This window comes from Streptomyces sp. R11 (assembly GCF_041051905.1).
In the GTDB taxonomy this organism is placed as follows: Bacteria; Actinomycetota; Actinomycetes; order Streptomycetales; family Streptomycetaceae; genus Streptomyces.
In genome coordinates this window covers 3,552,779-3,578,763 of sequence record NZ_CP163432.1, presented here as the reverse complement: position 1 = coordinate 3,578,763, position 25,985 = coordinate 3,552,779, and the positions used below count along the sequence as shown (strand labels likewise).

General features: G+C 68.2%; 15 protein-coding genes. 12 read left to right on the top strand and 3 right to left on the bottom strand.

Annotated features, from left to right (window positions below; all coding sequences use genetic code 11):
• Window positions 1-29: 29 nt before the first annotated feature.
• Window positions 30-3,512: a DNRLRE domain-containing protein gene (locus tag AB5J55_RS16310; RefSeq protein ID WP_369271376.1), complete on the bottom strand. Its 3,483-nt coding sequence runs from the start codon at window positions 3,510-3,512 to the stop codon at window positions 30-32.
• A 484-nt stretch (window positions 3,513-3,996) separates the two neighbouring features.
• Between AB5J55_RS16310 and AB5J55_RS16305 the strand changes: the two genes are divergently transcribed.
• The 5 genes from AB5J55_RS16305 to AB5J55_RS16285 all read left to right on the top strand — a co-directional run bounded on the left by AB5J55_RS16305 (window position 3,997) and on the right by AB5J55_RS16285 (window position 15,772).
• Window positions 3,997-11,280, top strand: a complete 7,284-nt coding sequence (locus AB5J55_RS16305; RefSeq protein ID WP_369271375.1) for a polymorphic toxin-type HINT domain-containing protein — start codon at window positions 3,997-3,999, stop codon at window positions 11,278-11,280.
• Between the two features lie 4 nt (window positions 11,281-11,284).
• Window positions 11,285-11,671, top strand: coding sequence for a DUF5958 family protein (locus AB5J55_RS16300; protein WP_369271374.1), 387 nt, complete (start codon window positions 11,285-11,287; stop codon window positions 11,669-11,671).
• A 243-nt stretch (window positions 11,672-11,914) separates the two neighbouring features.
• Complete coding sequence (locus tag AB5J55_RS16295; RefSeq protein ID WP_369271373.1) at window positions 11,915-12,655, top strand: hypothetical protein; 741 nt, start codon at window positions 11,915-11,917, stop codon at window positions 12,653-12,655.
• Between the two features lie 359 nt (window positions 12,656-13,014).
• Complete coding sequence (locus AB5J55_RS16290; RefSeq protein WP_369271372.1) at window positions 13,015-14,397, top strand: nitrate/nitrite transporter; 1,383 nt, start codon at window positions 13,015-13,017, stop codon at window positions 14,395-14,397.
• 223 nt (window positions 14,398-14,620) lie between these two features.
• Window positions 14,621-15,772, top strand: coding sequence for a uroporphyrinogen-III synthase (locus AB5J55_RS16285; RefSeq protein WP_369271371.1), 1,152 nt, complete (start codon window positions 14,621-14,623; stop codon window positions 15,770-15,772).
• A 38-nt stretch (window positions 15,773-15,810) separates the two neighbouring features.
• Here AB5J55_RS16285 and AB5J55_RS16280 read toward each other — a convergent pair whose 3' ends face one another.
• Entirely contained in the window at window positions 15,811-16,329 is a 519-nt protein-coding gene (locus AB5J55_RS16280; protein ID WP_369271370.1) for a DUF1772 domain-containing protein, read from the bottom strand.
• A 207-nt stretch (window positions 16,330-16,536) separates the two neighbouring features.
• Between AB5J55_RS16280 and AB5J55_RS16275 the strand changes: the two genes are divergently transcribed.
• The 6 genes from AB5J55_RS16275 (at window position 16,537) to AB5J55_RS16250 (ending at window position 23,680) form a co-directional block, all read left to right on the top strand.
• On the top strand, window positions 16,537-17,148 hold the full coding sequence (locus AB5J55_RS16275) for an ABATE domain-containing protein (protein WP_369271369.1): 612 nt from the start codon (window positions 16,537-16,539) through the stop codon (window positions 17,146-17,148).
• Window positions 17,149-17,467: 319 nt separating this feature from the next.
• Entirely contained in the window at window positions 17,468-17,989 is a 522-nt protein-coding gene (locus AB5J55_RS16270) for a sigma-70 family RNA polymerase sigma factor (protein WP_010039908.1), read from the top strand.
• Window positions 17,990-18,048: 59 nt separating this feature from the next.
• Window positions 18,049-18,822: an anti-sigma factor gene (locus AB5J55_RS16265; RefSeq protein ID WP_369271368.1), complete on the top strand. Its 774-nt coding sequence runs from the start codon at window positions 18,049-18,051 to the stop codon at window positions 18,820-18,822.
• Window positions 18,823-18,891: 69 nt separating this feature from the next.
• Window positions 18,892-21,288, top strand: coding sequence for a UvrD-helicase domain-containing protein (locus AB5J55_RS16260; protein ID WP_369271367.1), 2,397 nt, complete (start codon window positions 18,892-18,894; stop codon window positions 21,286-21,288).
• Between the two features lie 313 nt (window positions 21,289-21,601).
• The gene (locus AB5J55_RS16255) at window positions 21,602-23,026 is read left to right on the top strand and encodes an NAD-dependent malic enzyme (protein ID WP_369271366.1); all 1,425 of its coding nucleotides are present in this window, start codon (window positions 21,602-21,604) and stop codon (window positions 23,024-23,026) included.
• 372 nt (window positions 23,027-23,398) lie between these two features.
• The gene (locus AB5J55_RS16250; protein ID WP_007498188.1) at window positions 23,399-23,680 is read left to right on the top strand and encodes an HU family DNA-binding protein; all 282 of its coding nucleotides are present in this window, start codon (window positions 23,399-23,401) and stop codon (window positions 23,678-23,680) included.
• A 137-nt stretch (window positions 23,681-23,817) separates the two neighbouring features.
• On the opposite strand, the gene murA is transcribed toward AB5J55_RS16250, so the two are convergent.
• Window positions 23,818-25,158, bottom strand: coding sequence for a UDP-N-acetylglucosamine 1-carboxyvinyltransferase (murA, locus tag AB5J55_RS16245; RefSeq protein ID WP_369271365.1), 1,341 nt, complete (start codon window positions 25,156-25,158; stop codon window positions 23,818-23,820).
• A gap of 253 nt (window positions 25,159-25,411) precedes the next feature.
• On the opposite strand from murA, the gene AB5J55_RS16240 reads away from it, so the two are divergent.
• A complete protein-coding gene (locus tag AB5J55_RS16240; RefSeq protein WP_030054423.1) occupies window positions 25,412-25,984 on the top strand; it encodes a YqgE/AlgH family protein in 573 nt (190 codons plus the stop codon).
• Window position 25,985: the final 1 nt, after the last annotated feature.

The following is a 25,985-nucleotide window of genomic DNA, read 5'->3' as shown; positions in this document are numbered from 1 at the left end:
GTGTCGTCCACCGGCGGCCAGGGACCGGGTCACCCGATGGCGATGCGGGTCTTCCAGTAACTCGCCGCACCGATGATCTCTGCGCCCGACCCCGGCACGACGGTGGCCTTGCCGCCCGCGTAGAAGCGCACGGATCCGTCGGACCGCACGCCCCATATGTCCGGGACGGTGTCGCCGTTGGCGTCGGGGGTGCCCATCAGCAGCGGGAAGTTGCTGACCGCCCACCCCGAGGCGCCGTACTCACTGTCATCGCCCCCGGCCGAACTTCCGGCATTGCCCAGTGACGTCAGACTCACCCCGCCACCGGATGCGGCGATGCCCTTGCGCAGCAGGAGCCTGCCCGACGAGTCGGACCGGTAGACGAGGTCGGTGACCCCGTCGCCGCTGATGTCCAGCGCGCTGATGATGTCCCGGCTGGTCCAGCCCGAGGCCCACAGCCGGGTCGCCTGGTCGATGGTCGCTCCGTGGTATCCGGTGAAGACCCACAGCTCGTCGCCGATGGTGGCGAAGAAGTCGGTCCGGCCGTCCCCGGTGGCGTCGCCCGCCGACACGAACTGGGTCAGGTCGGCGGGGCTGGGGGCACCCTCCGGGAGGAGGATCTCGCGGCGCTTGTCGATGTTGACGGCGCCGTAGCCGTCACCGGGGTACACCCACAGCTTGCCCCCGACGCGGACGACCAGGTCCTGGAGGCCGTCGCCCCCGTAGATGTCGCCGTTGTGGGTGATCAGGGCGCCCTTGAAGTGGCCATTGGGCGCGGCTGCATAGGGCGGCAGCTCGTCGCCGTTGGGGTCCTTGTCGGGGTTGGCCCGGTAGGCGCCGGGCATCGAGTAGTCCAGGTCGCCACTGCCCTTGGCGAGGTCGGTGGCGGTGGCCTGCGACGGATACATGCCCAGATTGCCGGCCTCGGTGACCACCATCATGTCGGGCAGCTTGTCGCCCGTGAAGTCGCCGGGCGAGTCGGCCTGGTCCCGGGGCGTGACGTAGAAGAAGTACTTCGTGGCATCCGAGGGATTACCCGCGCTGTCCACGGCCCTCACGTAGAGCACGTTGGGCCCGGCCGTCGGCGGTTTGGCGTTGGAGATGATCGCGCTGACGCTGGTGGCCGTGCCGGCGGTGCGGGGAAGGCTGCCGGTGTAGCTGGCCGAGTTGAAGCCGTACTCGTAGCGCACGACGTCGCTGTTGAGCGCGCGGACCGTGAACGATCCGGGTGTGCCGAACTTCTTCGTGGACCAGTTGGCGTCCTCGGCGTCGTTGCCGAAGCCGTTCTCACCGCCGTCGGCGTTGGGGAAGTCGGTGGAGCTGACCTTCGGCGGCTTCGGCACGGTGGTGTCGAGGACGAAGCGGCAGGGCGTCTTGGCCGGTGCGAAACTCGAACTGACACCGGTGTCGTCGACGGCGCGCACCCGCCACGAGTACAGGGTGCCGTTGGTGAGCTTGCTGGTGGAGAAGCCTGTCGTCGTACGCAGTGCGGTGCCCTTGTCACCACCGACGGAGACCTTGCCGGTGGAGCCCAGCAGGTCGCCCTTCGTCTCCCACTTGCCGTGCGGCCACAGGTCGAAGTCGAGGTAGTCGAGGTTGTTGTCCTTGTCGGACGCCCGCGCGGTGAACGTCAGGTCGCCCGAGCCCATGCGGACGTACGGCTCGGTCGTGGTGCACTTGGCGTCCGGGCCGAGGTCGAGCGACTTCGAGTCGATGGTGGGCTTGCGGTTGTAGACGAGTTCGAGGACCGGCGCGTTGTCGCCGTTCGCCTGGAACTTCTTCCACGAGTACTGCGAGTGCTCGTCCCGTGCCCGCAGGCCGAAGGTGATGGTTTCCTTGCCCTGATCGGCCTGCTTCTGTGCCGCCTTGCGCACGTCGAACGTCTCGTACGCGTCCCGGCATCCGGACTTGTACCCGTGCGCGAAGCTCTTGGTCGCGAACTTGTTGCCGTCGTGCAGTTTGGGTGCGTTCTTCCAGTTGGTCTTGCCGTTGATCGACCCGGTGAGGTGCACGCTCATCGAACGGGCGCTGCAGGACCAGGAGTAGGTCTCCAGCATGCGCAGCTTCGCGCTGGTGATCTTCGTGCCCTTGAGGTCCTTGTCGAAGGCGATGTTGAAGTACGAACGGGAGGTGCCCCAGGTGTCCGACTCGAAGCCGACACGGGCCTCGTGCGTGCCACCCTTGTTGAAGCCCTTGCCGTTGTAGAACGTGGCGTTCGGATGACGGCTGTAGGCGGTGGTCCAGTTCTGCGTGTGCTTCTTCACCGACGGGTCGATGAAGACGGGGTACGTGGTGGCCGGGTCGTCGAGGAAGGCCAGGTCGGGGGTGAGCTTCCAGTTCGGGCCCGTCAGGCTGGGCTCGACCAGCTCGCCGCGCGAGTCGGGTGAGGGACCGTCGAGCCCCGGAAGGCTGAGCGTGGCCGCCGAGCCGGTCTGCGCGGGCGCGGGCGTCGGTTCGGCCGGGGCGGACGGCAGCGGGGACTCCGGCACCGAGGGCTCGGGTCCGTCGGTGGCCGCCGGCAGCGTCTCGGGGGCGGTGTCCGCCTGCTCGTCGGTCTCGATGAGCTCCTCGGTGGGGCTCGGACTCTCGCTCGGCCCGTCGGTGGCCGATTCGGCCGGTGCGGGGCTCTCCGACGTGGTGGGCTGGGCGGTGGCGCCGACCGATCCGTCGGTGACGGCCGGCTGGCCGCTGCTGTCCCACATCAGCGGGGTCGGCGACATCGCGACCTCGTTGGCGAAGACGTCCTCGGCGGTGAGGATGCCCGTGATCGGATCCAGCCGGAAGTTCAGCGTCGGGGAGGTGATGCCGTACGAGATCTGCCGGGCCCGCGGATCGGCCGCGGCCTGCCGGTTCTTGAGGACCAGGAGTTGGGCGAACCCGTCGTCGTCGGCCGTCAGCACCAGGTCGGCGCCCGGGAAGATCTCGGGGTACAGGGCGCGCGAGCCGTCGATGATCGGGGCCGGGATCGTGCCCGGCCAGGTGAGCTGGATCTGTTGACCGTCGGCGGTCAGGGTGACCAGGGGGCTGGCGGTCTCGTCAGCGGCGGCGCCCTTCAGCCCCTGCACCAGGGAGGCCCGGCGCACGGTGGAGCGTGAGGCGCGCTGTTCTCCACCGCCCGACGCGGAGCCGGCCGAGAAGACGACTCGGGTGTTCGTGGCCCGGGGCTGCCAACCGGCCTTCGTGCGGTGGAGGTCGTAGTCGATCTCCCTCCATTCGCCGCCCACCTCGGCCCAGATCGGTGACGAGTAAAGCTTCTTGGCCATCAGACCGTCGGGCCGAGCCCACGTGCTGGAGTGCGCGGTACGCAGCGCGGTGACCTCGACGGACTTGCCGGTCTTCACCGCCCGCGCGATCGCGGCAGCCTCGGCTACGGGCTTCGCCTTCGCCTCTCGGGCGGACGCGTCACGCGGACCTGGGCCGTCCGGACCGAGGCCGATGAAGGCGATGCCGGTAGCGGCGAGCGCCGCGGTCACTATGGCGGCGGTGGTCCGCCGTCCGGGCGCACGGCGCCAGTTACGCGTCTTGCGCGTCATCGGGCGAGCTCCCCTTCCCCCTTGGAACCGGCGGCGGGACAGGGCGCGGCCGGGCGAGCCGATGATGACCCATGAGCGGACAGTCGTCACGCTTCGCGAGCGGTGAAGGGGTTTGAGCCGATCAACATCTGCGGCCGTAAGGGTGGTTGTGCGTGGGGCGCAATAACTTGCATACGTCACTGCTGACTTGCGGGTAAAACACCGCGAACCCTTGATTAACGCGCTTGATTTGACTGCCATTTGCCAAGGGATTTACGAATCAGGCGGTTGATCGCGAAGGTGCAATACCTTCCGCTATCTCGGAAAGACGCCAAACCCGGGCATCACGTACCGCTATGGATCGTTACGCACCGTGGTGATCATCACATCAGCACATCTGATCTAGCGGAACTCCACGGAGTGGTCACAAAATCTGCGCTATCTGATACGCCATCACGCGTGGTCCGAACCCGGTCCCGCCTCGGTGGTCCGGGGGGACTTCGTCGTGTTCGGTCGCTTTTCGCATGTCCGTCGCCGTCATCTGCGTCGTCTGCGTACGGCCGTCGTACCTGTCCTCGGCGCCGCCCTGCTGGTGGGCCTGCTGCCAGCGCAGTCGCTGGCGCTGCCGCCCGACCCGGCGGTCGAGGAGAAGGGTCGCGAGACCCTGGACCTGGAGACGCTCGACCAGGACGAGCCGGTCGTCGGTGAGACCTTCGAGCGGGACCTGGAGACCCTGAAGGTCGAGGTCCCGCAGGACCAGGAAGCGGCTCCCGCGGGCACGGCCACCGCGCCGGTCGCCGACTCCGGGACGGTCAGTTTCGGCTCTACGGCGTCGGCCACGACGCCGGCCTCGGCACGCGCGGGCACGACCGCCCGGCAGGCAGCCCTGACCCCTGTCGACGACCTTCCCGTCAGCCTCGGGCAGGCCCCGGACCAGCAGGCCCCGACGGGCGCGTGGTCCGTCCAGGTCTTCGACCGCACCGCCCCCGTCTCCCAGGGTGTCGACGGCGCCGTCGTCAAGGTGCAGGCGCCCGCGACCGGTTCGGTCCCGATCTCGGTCAAACTCGACTACGCCAAGTTCAAGAACCTGTACGGCGCCGACTGGGCCTCCCGGCTGCGCTTCGTCCAGTTCCCCGAGTGCTACCTGACCACGCCGGACAACGAGGCGTGCCAGGTGTACGAGGAACTGGAGACGACCAACGACACCAAGTCTCAGTCGATCACGGCGACGGTCGATACGTCGGCGGACGGAACGGTGACCCCGGCCTCGGCGGCGGCCACTGACTCCGACGGTCCGTCCATTGCCAGGGCTGCGTACCGCACTTCGGTCACCCCGGTCGCCGCGACCGGAGGCGCCGCGGTCCTCGGCGCGATCGACTCCGGTCGCGGAGCGGGCGGTACTTTCAAGGCCACGCCCCTGGTCTCCAGCGGCAAGTGGGAGGCCGGCGGTTCCTCCGGCGGGTTCACTTGGTCCTACCCGCTGATGGTGCCTGCGGCTCCGGCCGGTCCTGCCCCCACCGTCTCCCTCAACTACAACTCCCAGACGGTGGATGGCCGTGTCGCGGTGTCCTCTCCCCAGGCCTCCTGGATCGGAGAGGGCTGGGACTACGACCCGGGCCACATCGAGCGCCAGTACCGAACCTGCCAGGACGACCGCAAGGCGCAGAAGTCCGGCACGCCCAACAACACAGCGAAGAAGGACAAGACGTCCGACCTGTGCTGGGTCTCGTACAACGCGGTCATGTCGCTGGGCGGCCGCAGCGTGGAGCTGGTGCGGGACGCGCCCGCCGGCAGCAACCCCGAGACCGACACAGAGATCTACCGCCCTCAGAGCGACGACGGAACCCGCGTCGAGCGTCGGACGGGCGGCACCAACGGCGACAACAACGGCGAGTACTGGATCGTCACGCACAAGGACGGGACGAAGTACTACTTCGGGCTCAACCAGGTCGGCGGCGGCCACGCCGACACCAATTCCGTCTCCACTGTCCCCGTCTTCGGTAACCACCCCGGGGAGCCCTGCCACGGCACCGCCTTCGCCGACTCCCGCTGTGGCGCCGGTAAGAAGCAGGCGTGGCGCTGGGGCTTGGACAAGGTCGTCGACGTGCACGGCAACACGATGGTCGTCAACTGGAAGCAGGAGACGAACTACTACGCCGTCAAGATGAAGCTCACGAAGCCCGAACATTACGACCGGTACGCCTACCCGACCTCGATCGAGTACGGCATGCGCCCGTCCGACCTGACCAAGCCGTCCGCCACCGTTGAGTTCGGCGTCAAGCAGCGCTGCCTGAAGTCGGAGACGGCCTGCGATGCCGCCAACTTCGCCAAGACAGATGACCCGGGCGCGTACCGCCCCTGGTGGGACACGCCCGGCAACCTAAACTGCAAGTCCACGTCGAAGCTGTGCCCGTCGTTCCCGTCCTTCTGGACGCAGATGCGCCTGGACTCGGTGACGACGAAGGCCGCCCGCGCAGGACAGACGGGTCTCGGCAAGGTCGACACGTACGAACTTCACCAGTCCTTCCCCGAGGACTGGTACGACACTTCTCCCGGCCTCTGGCTGAACTCGATCACCCGCCGCGGCTTCGCCCCCGGCGACACCACCGGCACCCTCCAGCACAAGGACGGCGTCAGCTTCGCCGAGTACTCGGTCGGATCCACCTCGCCCCTGCGGGGCCGCCTGAAGGACCGCCAGCTGCCGAACCTGGTGCCGAGCGGCCCGAACGACCAGCGTCCCGCGTTCACGCGCCCGCGTATCGGCACGGTCGCCACCGAGCACGGCGGTGACGTCGAGGTCGAGTACACAGGCGGCTGCGCCACCGAGCCGTCCGAGGACAAGGGCGAGAAGAACGGCACCTGCTATCCCGTCCGCTGGTCTCCCGACGGCGACGAGAAGACGCCTGCGAAGGCCTGGTTCAACAAGTACGTCGTCGACTCCGTGACGGAGACCGACAAGGTCACGTCCCGCGGCAAGCCTGTCCGCACGACGTACAAGTACACGGATCCCGCCTGGGCCGAGAGCGACGACGAGTTCACTCGCCCGTCCCTGCGCACGTACAGCGTCTGGCGCGGCTACCGCCAGGTGGCCGTCACCAAGGGCAGCAGAACCAGCAACCAGCAGAACTTCCCGCAGGCCCAGTCGTACTCCGAGACCCGGTACTTCCTGGGGGTGGGCGGTGCGGTCAAGGACTCCACGGGCACGCACACGCTGCTTGCCGACGACGCGGTGCAGTACGCGGGAATGACCGCGGAGACGATCACATACCGGGACGCCGACAAGCGGATCCACAAGCGCACGCTCAACTACCCCTGGTCGAAGCAGACCGCGTCGCGCCCGCGGGAGGCCGAGAACGGCACCGGCATGGATCCGCTGCTCGCGCACCGCACCGGTATCGAGCGTACGGAGGAGATCCAGCCTGTCGACAACAGTTGGCGAGCCGTTCGGACGCTGACGACGGTCGACGACACGTACGGCCTGCCGATCCAGGTGGAGACCGCCGTGGTCAAGCCGAACGGCAGCACGGGTGAGACCGTCTCCGACCAGACCTGCACCAAGACGTCGTATGTGCACAACACATCCGCGTGGCTGATCGGCCTGCTGACGGAGCAGCGCAGTACAGGCACGTCCTGCGCGGCACACGACACGGCCGACCCGGCGACCAAGCTCATCAAGGCGGGGCGGAACAGTTACGACGGTCTGGGATACGGCGAGACTCCGACGAAGGGGCGGGTCACCTCCGCTGCCGGTGTCAATGGCGCCGGAACCTCGTACTCGGTCGTCACCAAAACCACGTACGACCCATTGGGGCGCATCCGCACCGTCACCAAGCCGGGCGCCGGTACGACAGAAACGCAGTACACCCCTGCGGACGCTGGCGGACCTGTCACCTCGGTGAAGACGATCAACGCCAAGGGCCACGCCGTCACAACGACCTTCGACCCGGGCCGAAGCCTGGCGCTGACGGTCACGGACGCCAATGGCCGGGTCACGCGCAGCGAGTACGACGCACTCGGCCGCATGGTGAAGGGCTGGTCGCCGTCGCGTTCCTCGGGCGGCAAGTCCCCGGACGTGGAGGTCGCGTACCACGCTGCGGTGGCCACATCGGCCGAGACCAGGCCCGCCGCCGTCACCATGAAGACGCTGAAGGACGACGGCACATACAGCCGTCAGGTCACGATCTACGACGGCCTGATGCGCCAGGTCCAGACCCAGTCCGAAGCACACGGCACGGGCCGGATCATCACCGACACGAAGTACGACGACCACGGCCTGGTCCTCGAGCAGTCGAGCGGCTACCTCGCGAAGGGAGAGCCGGTGGCCGAGTTGTTCGCACCGAGATCGAATGCGCTGATCCCGAGCCGGCTCCAGTACCTCTACGACGGTCTGGAACGCCCGTCGATCCAGTTGACGTACCACGGCAACACACACAGGGCCGATTACGTCTCGTACACCTTCTACACCGACACCGGCGCCTTCACGGACCCGGCGGGGTCGACCGCGCCTCAGACGCGCACGTACACCGACGCCCTGGGCCGGATCACCGCGATCCGTCACTACAAGGACAACGTCGCCACGGTCAACTGGGAACCCGCCACCTCCGAGAACAGCGGCCGCAAGACGACATACGAGTACGACGCCCGCGGCTACCGCACGAAGGTCACCGACCCGGCGGGCAACGCCTGGGCCTACACGTATGACGCCCGGGGCCGCGTGACCTCCACTACCGATCCCGACACCGGCAGGACGGAGACCTGGTACGACGACGCCGACCGCCCGGTCAGGACGACGGATGCCAAGTCGCGGTCGACGTATACGGATTACGACGAGCTCGGCCGGGTCACGCACGTCCGTGAGGGTTCGGCGACCGCCGCCCCGGTCAAGTCGTTCACATACGACAGCCTGCCGGGCGCGCTGGGCCAGCCGGTCGCGTCGACCCGGCACACGTCGGGCGGCGACTACACGAACAAGGTCACCGGATACGACACCGACTACCGGCCCACGGGCAGTGAGACGGTGATCCCGTCGAACACGCTGACCGCGGGGCTGTCGGGCACGTACGCCTCCGCGTACACCTACACCCAGACCGGTAAGCCGCAGTCGGTCACCTTGCCGGCCGTGGGCGGACTGGCGAAGGAGAAGGTCGTCACCCGCTACAACAGCGACGGCCTGCCCGAGTCGACCTCCGGCCTCGCCTGGTACACGTCCGACGTGACCTACTCGCCGTATGGCGAAGCCCTGCGGACGGTCTCCAGCTCCCAGCCCCACCGGGTCTGGACCACCAACTTCGTCGACCCGCACACCGGCACCCTCCAGCGCACGGTCACCGACCGCGAGACCTCCGGACCGCACCGCATCACGGACAGCTACTACTCGTACGACGCGTCCGGCACCATCACCTCGAACGCCCGAAAGCTGTCGGCGGCTTCGGGTGATGCATGGGACACCCAGTGCTTCACGTATGACGTCATGGGCGAGCTGGTGAACGCCTGGACATCGAAGATCACCCCGGCCGGCAACGGCACTGGGTGCAAGGCGTCGAACGGCACGACGTGGGGTTACCGCACCGACTACCGGAACTCTTCCGGCCCGGTGGCCCATGCCCCGGACACCGCGAGCGACAAATCGAGCCCGGACACCTCCTTGTCGTCGACCCTGGCGGCCACGGCTCCCGACACGGCGACCGTGGCCACGGGCGCGACGGCGTACCGCCAGTCGTTCACCTTCGACTGGCTGGGCAACCGCGCCACACTGACGGAACACGACCCGGCGGACGCGACCAAGAACGTCACCTACACGTACGGCTACGGCACCACCGAGCAGCCGCACACGATGAAGTCGATCAGCTCCAACCCGTCGGGCAAGGGCAGCGCCTACGACTACGACGCCGTGGGCAACACCGAGCTCCGCGACCTACCTGCCACCACCCAGAACCTGACCTGGACGTCCGAGAACAAGCTCGACACGATCACCGACGACGGCAAGAAGACGACGTACGTCTACGACGCCGCCGGCAACCGCATCCTGGAGAACTCCCCGTCGGGCTCGACGCTCTACCTGGGCGAGGCGGAGGTGACGACGAACTCCACGGGCGCGATCGCCAAGGCTTCCCGTTCCTACGCACAGGCGGGTGCTCCGACGGTCGTCCGCACCGCGACGGGCGGCGCGACAACGGGACACAAGCTGAACGTCCTGCTCGCGGATCACCTCGGCACGGCAAACACAACCGTGGAAGTGTCGAGCGGTCAGCCCGTCACTCGCCGCGAGTCCAAGCCGTACGGCGAGGCTCGAGGCCCCAAGCCGACCACTTGGCCCAACAAGCGCGGCTACCTGGGCGTGGGCATCGACGACGGGGCCACCGGCCTGACCCACATCGGCGCCCGTGAGTACGACCAGAACTCCGGCCGCTTCCTGTCGGTGGATCCGATCATGGACATCGCGGATCCGCTCCAGATGAACGGCTACGCGTACAGCAACAACAGCCCGGTCAGCGACAGCGACCCGAGCGGACTCTGGTGCTCCAGCTGCAACGACGGCCAGGGGTGGACCCGCCCCGACGGCGGAACCCAAGGGGATCCTGGCGGCGGGCTGAACTCTGACGGCACGGTGCGAGGTACGCCGCACGGTGGTGGTGGTGGTGGCGGCGGCGGCGGTGGTGGGCAGGCCGTTGTCGTCGACCTCGGCGACGGCAAGCCCACTCTGCCGCCGAAGAAGATCTACCAGGAGTACCAGAGGAAGCTTCCAAGCATTGGCCAGCTCAAGCGGACCAACGTCTACTTCAGTGATCTCAGCTATGAGCTGATGGTGGAGCTCTATTTCCGAGAGCGATGCACCGCCGGCACCAGCGCAATCGACGAATGCAGCGCCCTGCGCAACTTCTACGGCGGCTGGAAGCACGTCGACGAGATCAACACCGTTGACACATGCCCGATATGCGGCAATGTCGGCTTCCAGTCGATCATGACCTATGTCGGCGCGCGCGGGGTCGGAAAAGTGAAGTGGGGCTGCCCCAAGTGCTTCCTGGCCGGCACGGATGTCCTCATGGCCGACGGCACCACCAAAGACATCGAGGACGTCGAACTCGGCGACAAGGTCCTGGCCACTGACCCGGAAACCGGCAAGTCGGGCCCCAGAAAAGTCACCCGCCTCATCGTCACCGAGGACGACAAGCACTTCAACGAGCTGTCCATCGCAACACCGGTCGGCACCGAGAAGCTGACGGCCACGCACGAGCACCCGTTCTGGTCGCCTTCGGAGCGAGACTGGGTTGAAGCGGGAGACCTCAAGCCGGGCCTGACCCTGCTCACCGATGAGGGCGACACCGTCATCGTCACCGCCAACCGCTCATTCACCAAGCACGCCCGTACGTACAACCTCACGGTTGATGACCTGCATACGTACTATGTGCTGGCGGGCGAAACGCCGGTCCTGGTTCATAACTCCAATGGGTGGTGTGGACCTGGTCTGAGAACGGCATCGGAAGCTGGTATCAGCCCCAATGATGCCAAGCGAATTCAGAATGCAGCTAACAAGGCGGGGCAGCCAATCATCGTGGTCGGAAGTCGTGCAAACGGAACACCTAACCCGACGTCAGACTGGGACTACATCTTGTCTGGTCCGTCCAGAACTCGTCACAGCGTCAAGAATTCGCTGCCTAGAGGAACAGGCGATGGTGAAGGGGGCGGGCGCGGTCGAGACTTCTGGCAGAGCTACAATCCGAATCGCCCCGACTATGCTGAGCTGGATCGAAATATGCCGTACGTAATATTCGAGCCCCGGAGCAGGTGAGCAATTGCGAGCATCAGAGCGGATCATCAACGAGGTTGCTCAAGGGCTCCGCGCCCTGGAGGATGCTGTGGCCTGGTTCTCCTCACTGGAACAGGCTCAGCAGAAAGCGGTGCTGCACGAGGTTGTTCGATACTCCATGCAGGCCCATGCAACGGTGAATGACGCGCGTGAGGGGCTACGGCGATCAGGCGTCAAGCCGACCATGACCCCGGCAGTGTTGATAGTCCGGGAACCAATTCTCGAACAGATGGGGAAGATCATAAATCTGCCCCCCGGTGAGTACATAAAGTCCTTTCGCATCCTCGTGTCTACGTTCGCAGAAGCGGACATGCGACGCAGAGAAACGGAGTGCCGAGGAACTTGTAGCCATGCCTGGCACAACCTGTCGTAGGCGCCGACGTCACCGGCGCGCCGAAGGGTAAATTGCCGAGATTTCTGAGTTCATTTGGGCGCACATTGGGAGCCCCACCGAGTCGGTAAGCGGCGGGGGCTCCCGGGTGTTTGACGGCAACGCTGACTGTAACGTCAGGGGACGAGCGTTGTGGCAGGCGGCTTGCCAGGGGGTCCGCCACCCCAGGGCCTGGCGCCTCGCCGACGGCTGAGGGCGCATCGAGGACGGGGGCTGGAGACCTTCATGAAGGAGATCGGCGGCGGGTTCGCCCGCATGTCGGCGGGCGCCGTGCTGGTTCTGTTGCCCCTTGCTGGATGCGGGGACAAGACCGGAGCGGATGCTGTGGGTTCCGCAGGAGTTGGTCCGTCGTTGGACAGCACTCCCGGCAGGCCATGGACTGAGGCGGAGCTGAACCAGGTAGCGCTCAGTGACCGGGACGGATACGAGGTCTCCGGCCGCGTGCCGATGAGCGCCGGCCCTTCGACCAGAAGAGCGAACCCTGCCGTGTGCAGCCCGATCCTCCAAGCACTGGGCAAGAGCAGCAGCACTTATGCCGCCGGCGCGCGGATCAGCCGGATTTTCAGCTCCGCGGGGTCGGGCTCCGGGGCAACCATGACTCTCGCGTCGCACAGCACGGAGGATGCGAGAGCTGTGGTGGAGGCGTTCCGTGCGGCGGCCGAAAAGTGTACGGCTTTTCGGGACGTGGAGCAGGCGTACGACTACGAGGCAGTCGACGTCCAGCCCGACCCCGGCTACGGGGATGAATCCCTCTCCCTGCGGCTCGTGCAGGTCGTGCCGTACCCGGATGGCGAGTCGTTGAAGGTTCCCTTCGCGGTGGTGGTGGCCCGAAAGGACGCAACGGTCGCGACCTTCTATGACTTCAACAGGCCAAGTGGGGTGGAGGACGCGAGTCCGGCCGGCATTCCGGATGATCTTGTGAGGGCGCAGTTGGGCAAGCTTGGACAGCTGGATAGAGCTGAGTGATGTCGGATTCGGCGGCCGCCCCACCTGCCGGTGCTCCTGCCGGTCACGGACGCGGCCAGCGGGCCCCTCAGGCCGCCCCTCAGGCGCCGCATCCCAGCCCCGCACCCCCCAGCAGAACCCCACCGGCAGCCCCGCAGCAGCCCTGACGTCCACGTGGCCCGCTCGCTCTCCCCTTACACAGGGATTACACAGGGCACGGCTACCAGAACCTCTCATCCCCCCTCCCCCCAGCGTGAGAGCAAAGTTCCTTTCCGGTCACCCGATGCCACAGCCCGGAAACGAGCCCTCCCTACCTTCGGGATCAGCCACTCGTAGAGCGATCGAGAGCGATCGAGCCCCGAAGGAACCGTGGAGGCGTCATGACAGCCCCGAGCACAGCCCCCGCCGCGAGCAGGGGAGGCCGCTGGATCGATCACTGGGACCCCGAGGACGAGACCTTCTGGGAGGAGACCGGGGAGAAGGTCGCCCGGCGGAATCTGTTCTTCTCCGTCCTCTCCGAGCACATCGGGTTCTCGATCTGGACCCTGTGGTCGGTGATGGTGCTGTTCATGGGGCCGGAGTACGGGCTCACCCCCGCGGACAAGTTCACGATCGTCTCGATGGCCACGCTGGTCGGTGCCATCGTCCGCGTCCCGTACACCTTCGCCGTCGCCGTCTTCGGTGGCCGGATGTGGACGGTCGTCTCGGCGAGCCTGCTGCTGGTACCCACGGTCGCCGCGTTCGTCGCGATGGAGCCGGGGACGTCGTTCACGACCTTCCTGCTGTGCGCGATGCTGGCCGGCGTCGGCGGCGGCAACTTCGCCTCCAGCATGACCAACATCAACGCCTTCTTCCCGCTCCGTAAGAAGGGGTGGGCGCTCGGCCTGAACGCCGGCGGCGGCAACATCGGCGTGCCCGTCGTGCAGCTCGTCGGGCTCGCGGTCATCGGTGCCAGTGGCGGGCCGCGCCTGCTGCTCGGGATCTACATCCCGTTCATCGTGATCGCCGCCGTCCTTGCGTGGCTCAAGATGGACAGCATCTCGTCCGTGCGCAACGACACCGGCGCCGCCAAGGACGCCGCGAAGGACGCCCACACCTGGATCATGTCCTTCCTCTACGTCGGCACCTTCGGTTCGTTCATCGGGTACTCCTTCGCCTTCGGGCTGGTGCTCCAGACCCAGTTCGGCCGTACGCCGCTCCAGGCCGCCTACGTCACCTTCATCGGCCCGCTGCTCGGCTCCCTGATCCGGCCCCTCGGCGGCTCGCTCGCCGACCGGTTCGGCGGTGCCAAGATCACGCTGTGGAACTACGTCGCCATGGCCGCCGCGACCGCGGTCATCATCGTGGCCTCGATGCAGAAGTCGCTGCCGCTGTTCACCACCGCGTTCATCGCCCTGTTCGTGCTCAGCGGCCTCGGCAACGGCTCGACCTTCAAGATGATCCCCGGCATCTTCCACGCGAAGGCCGTCGCCAAGGGGCTCGAAGGTGAGGAGGCCGCCGCCTACGGGCGCAGGCTCTCCGGTGCCTCCATGGGGCTCATCGGCGCGGTCGGCGCGCTCGGCGGACTGGGCATCAACCTCGCCTTCCGCCAGTCCTTCCTCACCGTGGGCTCCGGTACCGGCGCCTTCGTCGCCTTCCTCGCCTTCTACGGCCTCTGCTTCGCGGTCACCTGGGCCGTATACCTTCGCCGCCCGGCGGCCGCGCAGACCGACACGACACCGGCCGCCGAGGCAAAGCCGCAGCTCAGCTACGCCGAGGTGTGACGTAACACCACCGACATCAAGCCGAACCGAGCCTGTCACGCACCGTTGACAGGCTCGCTCGGCATACAGGTGTAACACCAAGGGCGCGATCGGGAACCAGAAGACCAGGAGTCAGAAGACCAGGAGTCAGGAGATCTGGAGCCGGAAGATCAGGAGCCGCTCCCGCCGACCCCGGTGGGAGACCCTGGTGCAGGCATCACAACTCGAGTGCGGGACGAGAGTTATGTACGACAAACAGCAGCAACCCGAACACGGGCCCCTCGCGGGATTCACCGTGGGCGTGACCGCCGCGCGCCGCGCCGACGAGCTCGGGGCGTTGCTTCAGCGGCGCGGCGGCGCCGTACTGCACGCCCCTGCCCTGCGCATCGTGCCGCTGGCGGACGACAGTGAACTGCTCGCCGCCACCAAGGAGATCATCCAGCGGACGCCGGACGTCGTGATCGCCACCACCGCGATCGGCTTCCGGGGCTGGATCGAGGCCGCCGACGGCTGGGGGCTCGGCGAGGACCTGCTGGAACGGCTGCGCGGCGTCGAGCTGCTCGCGCGCGGTCCCAAGGTCAAGGGCGCGGTACGGGCCGCCGGGCTGACGGAGGAGTGGTCGCCGTCCAGCGAGTCCATGGCAGAGGTGCTGGACCGGCTGTTGGAGGAGGGCGTCGAGGGGCGCCGGGTCGCCATCCAGCTGCACGGTGAGCCGCTGCCCGGATTCGTGGAGGCTTTGCGGGCCGGGGGAGCGGAGGTGCTCGGGGTGCCGGTGTACCGGTGGCTGCCGCCGGAGGACATCGGGCCTGTCGACCGGCTGCTGGACGCGGCCGTCTCCCGGGGCCTGGACGCCCTCACCTTCACCAGCGCCCCGGCCGCGGCGTCCCTGCTGTCGAGGGCCGAGGAACGCGGGCTGCTTCCCGAAATGCTCGCCGCCCTCAACCACGACGTCCTGCCGGCCTGCGTCGGCCCCGTCACCGCACTGCCCCTGCAGGCGCTCGGCGTCGACACGGTCCAGCCCGAGCGCTTCCGGCTCGGACCGCTGGTCCAGCTGCTGTGCCAGGAGCTGCCCGGGCGGGCCCGGTCGCTGCCGATCGCCGGGCACCGGGTGGAGATCCGGGGCCACGCGGTCCTGGTCGACAGTGCGCTGCGCCCCGTACCGCCCGCGGGCATGTCCCTGCTGCGGGCCCTGTCCCGACGGCCTGGCTGGGTGGTGTCCCGCGCGGAGCTGCTGCGTGCCTTGCCGGGTGCCGGCCGCGACGAGCACGCCGTGGAGACGGCGATGGCCCGGCTCCGTACGGCCCTGGGGGCGCCGAAGCTGATCCAGACGGTGGTGAAGCGGGGGTACCGGCTGGCGCTGGACCCAGCGGCGGACGCGAAGTACGCCGACGTGTAGGGAGGCACTCGGCGTCGGAGCCCCCTCAAGTCCCCCCTTCAAACGCCGGACGGGCTGAGTGGCGCTGACCTGCGTTGGGAACGCCCGTGTTCCACCAGCGCCCGCCCCAGGCACCCCACCGCCACCGTCGACAGCACCGTCCGTACGGCATTCCACGCCAGCCACGGGTCCTCGAACTCCTCCCGCAGGGCGGTCGGATCACCGGCCCCCTTCAGGTTGTCGTTCAGCGGGATGTTGAACAGGACGGTGACCACGAAGGCCAGCCCGTACGCGGTCGCCGCCGCCCATACCCACCCCCGGTAGGACGTCCCGCGGACCTGCCACGCCGATACGCCCGTCAGCACCAGCGCCCCGAAGAAGCTCAGGAAGAACACCGGGTTCTCGAACGCGTCGTTGATGTCGCGCATGACCTCGACGTACACCCGGTCATCGCTGCGCGCCAACCCCGGCATCACCCCGCAGGCGAAGATGTGGAAGGCCCCGGCGATCAGCCCCATCGCGACCGTGGCCGCGCCCAGCACGGTCCCCACGACTTTGCTGTTCCGTGTTGTGGTCATGCCCTCCAGTCAACGGGCCCGCAGGCGCACCGGACATGGCCGTCCCGCGCAGCTCCATACGCGGACGTCCAGGCCCGCAGGCGGTACGAGGGGTTCCGGCCCCGCCTCCGGGCAGGCACTGTTAGGGGGAACGGTTCTCCCCAGCTCTCCTCACGGCATCTCACCGACCCCTCATGACCGGGGTGACCCCTAGGCGGTGACAGGCACATGGCACTGGGTACGGCCACGGGCGCGTTCGAGCTGCGGTTCGACGCCGGGCGGATCTGTCTGGATCTCCTCGCGACCACGCACCCCGAGGAACGGTTCGAGTCCGTCGAGGTGTTGTGCGCCTGGATCGTCGGGGCCGGCCTCGCCCCGCCGGGCACGCCTCTGACCCACGCCGACGCCTCCTGGCTCGCGGGCTTTTGCGAACTACGCGAACGTATCGGCCAGTTGGTGCGCGGCGGACTCGCCCCCGAGCGCTGGTCGTCGTACGACAGACCGTCGTACGACATCGCGCTCGCCCGCGTGAACGACATCGCCCGCGTGGCGCCACCGGCCCCCCGTGCCGTCAGGGGGGAAGACGGCACCCTCGTACGGCAGTTGGATCACCCGCCCGAGTGTGCCGCCCTGCTCGGCGCCATCGCGCGGGACACCCTGGAACTGCTCACCGATCCGGCCGCGCGGGCCGGGCTGCGGGAGTGCGAGGGCGACAACTGTCCGATCGTTTATGTCGATACGTCCCGGGGGCGCAGGAGGCGCTGGTGCTCCAGTGAGGTCTGCGGGAACCGCGAAAGAGTGGCCAGGCACCGTCGCCGCGCGGCACTCACCCGAGCCTGACAGTCCGTTATGCGGCTTCTGTGGAACGGCTGTCGAAGTGATTTCGATTACACGTCGTTTACCTACGGGGCCGTAGGGAAGAGCTCTTTCGATCTTGCCGATGTGACGGAAATGTAAAGATCGCACGGTGGGAATGTGCTGCCATGTCCCGCTCGTCACGTCACTCCGAAGAAAACTGTCGCCTCTGTTTGAACACTCAAAGCGCCGCTTGCGTACGGGTAGTCGAGCGACCGACTGGGGGAACCCCCGGACATCGGAGGTGGGCGTGCGCAAGGATTCCGTCGTGGCCAATGAACGTGGATCGAGGGCCCGACATCGCATGTCCCAGCCCTCGGAACCTGATGAGGAGCTGATGCGTGCGCTGTACAGAGAGCACGCCGGACCCCTCCTTGCGTATGTCCTTCGACTGGTCGCCGGTGATCGGCAACGAGCAGAGGACGTTGTGCAGGAGACGCTCATCCGTGCCTGGAAGAACGCCGGACAGCTCAATCGAGCGACCGGATCGGTACGCCCCTGGCTGGTGACGGTCGCCCGGCGCATCGTCATCGACGGCCACCGCAGCCGGCAGGCCCGGCCGCAGGAGGTCGATCCGTCGCCGCTGGAGGTCATCCCCGCGGAGGACGAGATCGACAAGGCGCTGTGGCTGATGACGCTGTCGGACGCACTCGACGACCTGACGCCCGCCCACCGGGAAGTCCTGGTCGAGACGTACTTCAAGGGGCGTACGGTCAATGAGGCGGCCGAGACGCTGGGCATACCCAGCGGCACTGTTCGCTCAAGGGTCTTCTATGCCCTGCGGTCGATGAAGCTGGCACTGGAGGAGCGGGGGGTGACGGCGTGATGAGTGTTTACGGGGGAAACCAGGGATTCGGGATGGGCGGTTCGGGTATGTCTGGACCCATGACGGGACATCCGGTTCCGAGCGAACACGAGACCGTCGGCGCCTATGCCCTCGGGATTCTCGACGACGCCGAGGCAACCGCTTTCGAGGCACATCTCGCGACCTGCGAATGGTGCGCCCAGCAACTGGACGAACTCGCCGGGATGGAACCGATGCTGGCCGCGCTCGCGGACCTGCCCGGTTCCGGTTCACCCGCGATCGGCGAGTCCCTGTCGGCGAAGCCCAGCCCGCGCCTGGTGAACAAGCTTGTCGACGAGGTCGCCGAGCGCCGCGCCCAGAAGCGCCGGCGCAGCTTCTACATGGTGGCCGCGGCGGCCGCGCTGATCGTCGGCGGTCCGTTCGTGGCCGTGGCGACGAACGGCAGCGACGGCGCCGGGGACAGCGAGGGCAACCGGACCGTGCAGGCGGCCAACCCCGCCAAGGACCTGTTCGCGGGCATCGAGAACAAGGTCTCGGGGACCGACGCGACGACCGGTGCCAGCGCGACCGTCGCCATGTCGGAGAAGCTGTGGGGCACCGAGACCGCCCTTGAACTCAAGGGCGTCAAGGGTCCGCTCAAGTGTTCCCTGATCTTCGTCAGCAAGGACGGCGAGCGCGAGACGGCCGCCTCCTGGTCCGTCCCGAAGTGGGGCTACGGCATCCCGGACGCCAAGACCGAGCAGGCCAGGAACCCGCTCTACGTCAGCGGCGGCGTGTCCATGGCCCCCGACGATGTCGATCACGTAGAGGTCATGGACTTCGACGGAAAGAAGATCGTCGAGGTGGACGTGTAGTCGCCGTAGCAATTCCGGGTCCCCTTCGCGTACGGTTGACGGCTGCCCAGCACGTCAGAAGGGGGCCCGGTGGCCGCTCAGGCTCCACAGGAAACCGCGCTCGAAGACTCCCTGAGAGATCGGGAGATCGGCGTCGAACAGGTACACCTGGACCGGGTGTACCAGCGCCTCGAGGAGAAGATCCACGAGGCGGAGTTCCTCATGAACGACGCGGCCCAGCGCGGCCAGGTCGGCACGCCCGGTGCGCTCGCCGAACGGGACGCGCAGGTCTTTCGCGCAGGTGTCCACCTCAATCGGCTCAACAACGAGTTCGAGGACTTCCTCTTCGGCCGTATCGACCTGCTGCCCGGCAAGGACGGCAAGAAGGGGCCCGACGGCGCGTACACCGCCGTCGAGCCCGCCGAGGGCGCGATCCGCGAGGACAACACCGCCGACATCGCCGAGACCCTGCACATCGGCCGCATCGGCGTGCTCGACCAGGACTACGCCCCGCTGGTCATCGACTGGCGGGCCCCGGCCGCGGCGCCCTTCTACCGCTCCACGCCGGTCGACCCCGGGCGGGTCGTACGGCGCCGGGTCATCCGCTCCAAGGGGCGACGGGTACTCGGCGTCGAGGACGACCTGATGCGCCCCGAGCTCAAGGCGTTCCTCGGCGGCGACGAACTGCCCGTCATCGGTGACGGCGCCCTCATGGCCGCCCTCGGCCAGGCCCGCAGCCACACCATGCGGGACATCGTGGCGTCCATCCAGGCCGAGCAGGACCTGGTCATCCGGGCGCCCGCCGCCTCCGTGACGTACGTCGAGGGCGGCCCCGGCACCGGCAAGACCGCCGTCGCACTGCACCGCGCCGCCTATCTGCTCTACCAGGACCGGCGCCGGTACGCGGGCGGCATCCTGATCGTCTCGCCGACCCCGCTGCTGGTGGCGTACACCGAGGGCGTCCTCCCGTCGCTGGGCGAGGAGGGCCAGGTCGCGATCCGCGCGATCGGCTCCCTCGTCGACGGTGCCGAGGCCACGCTGTACGACTCCCCGGCCACGGCCCGCGCCAAGGGCTCGTACCGCATGCTCAAGGTGCTGCGAAAAGCGGCGCGGGGCGCGCTGGAGCTGGGGCCGGGCAGCGGGGCCGATGCGCGTCGTCCCGCCGTCGGCGACACGGCGGTGAACCGGACGGGACAGCTCGCCTTCGGCGACGACGACCCCTCCGCACAGCCCCCCGCCGCACCCCCCACCCGGCTGCGCGTGGTCGCCTTCGGGCGCCGTCTTGAGCTGGAGGCCGACGCGCTGGAACGTATCCGCCGCACCGCGCTGAGCGGCACCGCACCCGTGAACCTGCTGCGCCCGCGCGCCCGCAAGCTGCTGCTCGACGCCCTGTGGGCGCAGTCGGGCGGCGCCAGTCGGCACACCGACCCGGAGCTCGCCGCCGAGCTGCGCGCCTCCTTCGACGAGGACGTGATGTCGGAGGACAGCTTCATCGCCTTCGTCGATGCCTGGTGGCCGGAGCTGACCCCGAAGGCGGTCCTGACGGCGATGGCCGACGAGCGACGCCTCGGCCGATGGGCCCGCCGGGTCCTCAACCCCGGCGAGGTGCGCAAGGTCGCCCGCTCGCTGAAGCGGGACGGGTACTCCGTGCACGACATCGCCATGCTCGACGAGCTCCAGTCGATCCTCGGCACCCCGGCCCGCCCGAAGAAGAGGCGCGAGCTGGACCCGCTCGACCAGCTCACCGGCCTGGAGGAGCTGATGCCGGTGCGCGAGGAGTCGCAGCGCGAGCGCGCCGAGCGGCTGGCGGCCGAGCGCACCGAGTACGCCCACGTCATTGTCGACGAGTCCCAGGACGTCACTCCGATGCAGTGGCGCATGCTCGGCCGCCGCGGCCGGCACGCCACCTGGACGGTCGTCGGCGACCCGGCCCAGTCCTCCTGGTCCGACGTCGACGAGGCGGCCGAGGCCCGTGACGAGGCCCTCGGCACCCGCCCGCGCCGCCGCTTCCAGCTCACTGTGAACTACCGCAACCCGGCCGAGATCGCCCAGCTGGCGGCGAAGGTGCTGACCCTCGCCATGCCGGGCTCGACGGCCCCGTCGGCGGTGCGTTCGACCGGCGTCGAGCCACGCTTCACCGTCGTGCGGGACTCCCTCGCGCAGACGGTCCGCGAGGAGGCCGCCCGACTGCTGGACCGGGTCGACGGCACGGTCGGCGTCGTGGTCGCGATGCAGCGGCGGGAGGAGGCGGCCAAGTGGCTCGCCGGGCTCGGCGACCGGGTCGTGGCGCTCGGCAGCCTGGAGGCGAAGGGGCTGGAGTACGACGCGACGGTCGTCGTCTCCCCGGCGGAGATCGCCGACGAGTCCCCGGCCGGCCTGCGGGTGCTGTACGTCGCACTGACCCGGGCCACCCAGCAGCTGACGGTGGTGTCGGGGGAGCGCGACGAGCCCGACGCGAGCGGGGTGCCGGACCTGCTCCGAGATTGATCCGGATGAACCACCGGTACGGGAATGGCCCTACGGGATCGGTTTGTTAGCCTGGGTGTGGCACCGGCTCGATCCAAGCCCCCGGGCCCAACCTTCGTCGCTACGAGCGACCACTTGCCGCGAGGCGAGCATGGCGGGTCGGTGTCATGAACGTTGGAGAGACCCACGTCACGAATGTGACGTGGGTCTCTTTTCATGGGAAGGCGTGGCGAACAATACGTTCGCAATTCAAGCCCGGCTAACTCCTACTCGGCGGTAGGTGCGACGATCGGACGGCATCCAGCGTCACAGGTGAAAGCAGAGGAAGTCGGCCATGGCAACGGCGCCCAGCGTCTCCTACTCGATGACGGTCCGGCTGGAGGTGCCCGCGAGCGGAACCGCGGTCTCCCAGCTCACCGGGGCCGTCGAGTCCCACGGAGGCTCGGTCACCGGCCTCGACGTCACCGCCTCCGGGCACGAGAAGCTCCGGATCGACGTCACCATCGCCGCCACCTCCACCGCGCACGCCGACGAGATCGTCGAGCAGCTGCGCGGCATCGAGGGCGTCACCCTGGGCAAGGTCTCCGACCGTACGTTCCTGATGCACCTCGGCGGCAAGATCGAGATGCAGTCCAAGCACCCCATCCGCAACCGTGACGACCTGTCCATGATCTACACGCCGGGTGTGGCCCGGGTCTGCATGGCGATCGCCGAGAACCCCGAGGACGCGCGGCGCCTGACGATCAAGCGCAACTCCGTTGCGGTTGTGACGGACGGCTCGGCGGTGCTGGGCCTGGGCAACATCGGCCCGAAGGCCGCGCTGCCCGTCATGGAGGGCAAGGCGGCCCTCTTCAAGCGGTTCGCCGGCATCGACGCCTGGCCGCTGTGCCTCGACACCCAGGACACCGACGCGATCGTCGAGATCGTCAAGGCGATCGCCCCCGGCTTCGCCGGCATCAACCTGGAGGACATCTCCGCGCCCCGCTGCTTCGAGATCGAGGCGCGGCTGCGTGAGGCCCTCGACATCCCCGTCTTCCACGACGACCAGCACGGCACGGCGATCGTTGTCCTGGCCGCCCTCACCAACGCACTTCGTGTCGCGGGCAAGGCGATTGAGAACATCCGCGTCGTCATGTCCGGTGCCGGCGCGGCCGGTACGGCCATCCTGAAGCTGCTGCTCGCTGCGGGCGTGAAGAACGCCGTCGTCGCCGACATCCACGGCGTCGTGCACGCCGGGCGCGATGACCTGCGCCAGGCCCCCGCGGACTCCCCGCTGCGCTGGATCGCCGACAACACCAACCCCGAGGGCCTGACGGGCACGCTGAAGGAGGCCGTGCGCGACGCGGACGTCTTCATCGGCGTCTCGGCCCCGAACGTGCTCGACGGCGACGACGTGGCCGCCATGGCCGACGACGCCATCGTGTTCGCGCTCGCGAACCCCGACCCCGAGGTGGATCCGGCAATCGCCCGCCAGACGGCCGCAGTTGTGGCCACGGGCCGCTCCGACTTCCCGAACCAGATCAACAACGTGCTGGTCTTCCCGGGCGTCTTCCGCGGTCTGTTGGACGCGCAGTCCCGCACGGTCAACACCGACATGATGCTGGCGGCGGCGAAGGCGCTGGCGGACGTGGTGACCGAGGACGAGCTGAACCCGAACTACATCATCCCGAGCGTGTTCAACGACAAGGTCGCGGGTGCGGTCGCCGGCGCGGTGCGGGAGGCGGCTAAGTCCGCCACCACGGCGGGTTCGGCCGAGTAATCGTCGAGTAATCACCGGGTGTCGCTGCCTCACAGCCCCGAAAAGTGTGTGTGGGCTGTGAGGATCGCCACGGCAAGCCCTTGTAACGGCGCGTCGTGGAACCTGGGGCCTATTGCTGCCGTTTATCGTGACGCGAAAAGCTCAGGCCCTCTCTTCGTGTGACTCCCAAGGGTGTTCTCACGACTCCTCCGGGTGCCGGATTGGCTTTCCCGCCGCAGGTAGGGGCAGGATGCGTCTCTGGGCGCGAGGGTCCGAGGACGGACCCGGGTCCGGGGACTGTCCGAGGACCCTGGCAGCATCGGCTTCGCTGTGCCCAATGCGGCTCCGCCGCGTGGCACGCCTCAACAGCAAGAAGAACACGGGAGTAACAACATGAACCGCAGTGAGCTGGTGGCCGCGCTGGCCGACCGTGCCGAGGTGACCCGCAAGGACGCCGACGCCGTGCTGGCCGCGTTCGCCGAGACCGTCGGCGAGGTTGTCGCCAAGGGCGACGAGAAGGTCACCATCCCTGGCTTCCTGACCTTCGAGCGCACCCACCGTGCCGCTCGCACCGCGCGCAACCCGCAGACCGGCGACCCGATCCAGATCCCGGCCGGCTACAGCGTGAAGGTCTCCGCGGGCTCCAAGCTCAAGGAAGCCGCGAAGGGCAAGTGACCTTGCCGTCTGTACGCCACGGGACGGCGTGCGGCTTGTAGAAACGCCGATGGGGCGGCACCCGGAACCGGGTGCCGCCCCATCGTGGTTCGCGCCTGCAGACAGCCTCTGAGGCCGCCCGGGGTCGTGAGGTGTCGTCAGCCGAGTGCCTTGCCGGGCAGTTCCACCTTCGCGCCCAACTCGACCAACTTCTCCATGAAGTTCTCGTAGCCACGGTTGATGAGGTCGATGCCGTGGACCCGGGACGTGCCCTGGGCCGCCAGGGCCGCGATGAGGTAGGAGAAGCCGCCGCGCAGGTCGGGGATGACCAGGTCGGCGCCCTGGAGCTTGGTGGGGCCGGAGACGACCGCGGAGTGCAGGAAGTTGCGCTGGCCGAAGCGGCAGGCGGAACTGCCGAGGCACTCGCGGTAGAGCTGGATGTGGGCGCCCATCTGGTTCAGCGCGGAGGTGAAGCCGAGCCGGGACTCGTAGACCGTCTCGTGGATGATGGACAGGCCGGTCGCCTGCGTCAGGGCCACCACCAGCGGCTGCTGCCAGTCCGTCTGGAAGCCGGGGTGCACGTCCGTCTCGAGGGCGATGGACTTCAACTGGCCACCGGGGTGCCAGAACCGGATGCCCTCGTCGTCGATCTCGAAGGCACCGCCCACCTTGCGGTAGGTGTTGAGGAACGTCATCATCGAGCGCTGCTGGGCGCCACGGACGTAGATGTTGCCCTCGGTCGCGAGCGCCGCGGACGCCCAGGAGGCCGCCTCCAGGCGGTCCGGGAGGGCGCGGTGGGTGTAGCCGCCGAGGATGTCCACACCGGTGATGCGGATCGTGCGGTCGGTGTCCATCGCGATGATGGCGCCCATCTTCTGCAGAACGCAGATGAGGTCCTCGATCTCGGGCTCCACGGCCGCGTTGGACAGCTCCGTGACGCCCTCCGCGAGAACCGCCGTCAGCAGCACCTGCTCGGTCGCACCCACGGACGGGTACGGCAGCCGGATCTTCGTGCCGCGCAGCCGCTGCGGAGCCTCCAGGTACTGCCCGTCCGCCCGCTTCTCGATGGTCGCGCCGAACTGCCGCAGCACCTCGAAGTGGAAGTCGATGGGCCGGCCGCCGATGTCGCAGCCGCCGAGGCCGGGGATGAACGCGTGCCCGATGCGGTGCAGGAGAGGGCCGCAGAGGAGGATCGGGATGCGGCTCGAACCCGCGTGGGCATCGATGTCAGCGACGTTCGCGCTCTCCACGTGGGAGGGGTCCATCACCAACTCGCCGGGTTCCTCACCCGGACGGACCGTGACCCCGTGCAGTTGGAGCAGACCGCGTACGACCCGGACGTCACGGATGTCGGGTACGTTGCGCAGTCGGCTTGGTGCGCTGCCCAGCAGGGCGGCGACCATGGCCTTCGGTACGAGGTTCTTCGCACCGCGGACACGGATCTCGCCCTCCAGCGGGGTTCCGCCGTGGACAAGCAGGACATCGTCGTTGACGGTCATGTATCTCGCGTTCCGATGAGTTGGGCAGGGGCCAGGAGGGAAAGGGTAATCGCCGTGGGCCCCCCTTCTGTAAGCCCAAGTACGGCTCAGGAACGTCATAGCTCTGTCACAACACGAACCGTTCCATCACGGGTACGAGCGGTCACCGTCCCGGCCGTGCGCCGGGGGACGCTCCTTTCCGCCCTGAGCTGCATTCACCGACGAACCGGCATTGCCTCCCCACGCGAAGGGAAGATGCGGGATCATGTCTGGCATGACCGAGGTGTCCTCGCTCACAGGGCGGCTGCTCGTGGCCACGCCCGCCCTGGCGGACCCGAACTTCGACCGCGCGGTGGTGCTCCTCCTCGACCACGACGAGGAGGGCTCCCTCGGTGTCGTGCTCAACCGTCCGACGCCCGTGGACGTGGGCGACATCCTGGAGGGCTGGGCGGACCTCGCCGGCGAACCCGGTGTCGTCTTCCAGGGCGGCCCGGTGTCCCTGGACTCCGCGCTCGGCGTCGCCGTCATCCCCGGCGACGCGAACGGCGAGAGCGCCCCGCTGGGCTGGCGCCGGGTGCACGGCGCCATCGGGCTCGTGGACCTGGAGGCGCCGCCGGAGCTGCTCGCCTCGGCCGTGGGCAGTCTGAGGATCTTCGCCGGGTACGCCGGCTGGGGGCCCGGCCAACTGGAGGACGAGCTGGTGGAGGGCGCCTGGTACGTCGTCGAGTCCGAGCCCGGGGACGTCTCCTCGCCGTCGCCGGAAAGACTCTGGCGCGAGGTCCTGCGCAGGCAGCGCAACGAGCTCGCGATGGTGGCAACGTACCCGGACGACCCTTCGCTCAACTGAT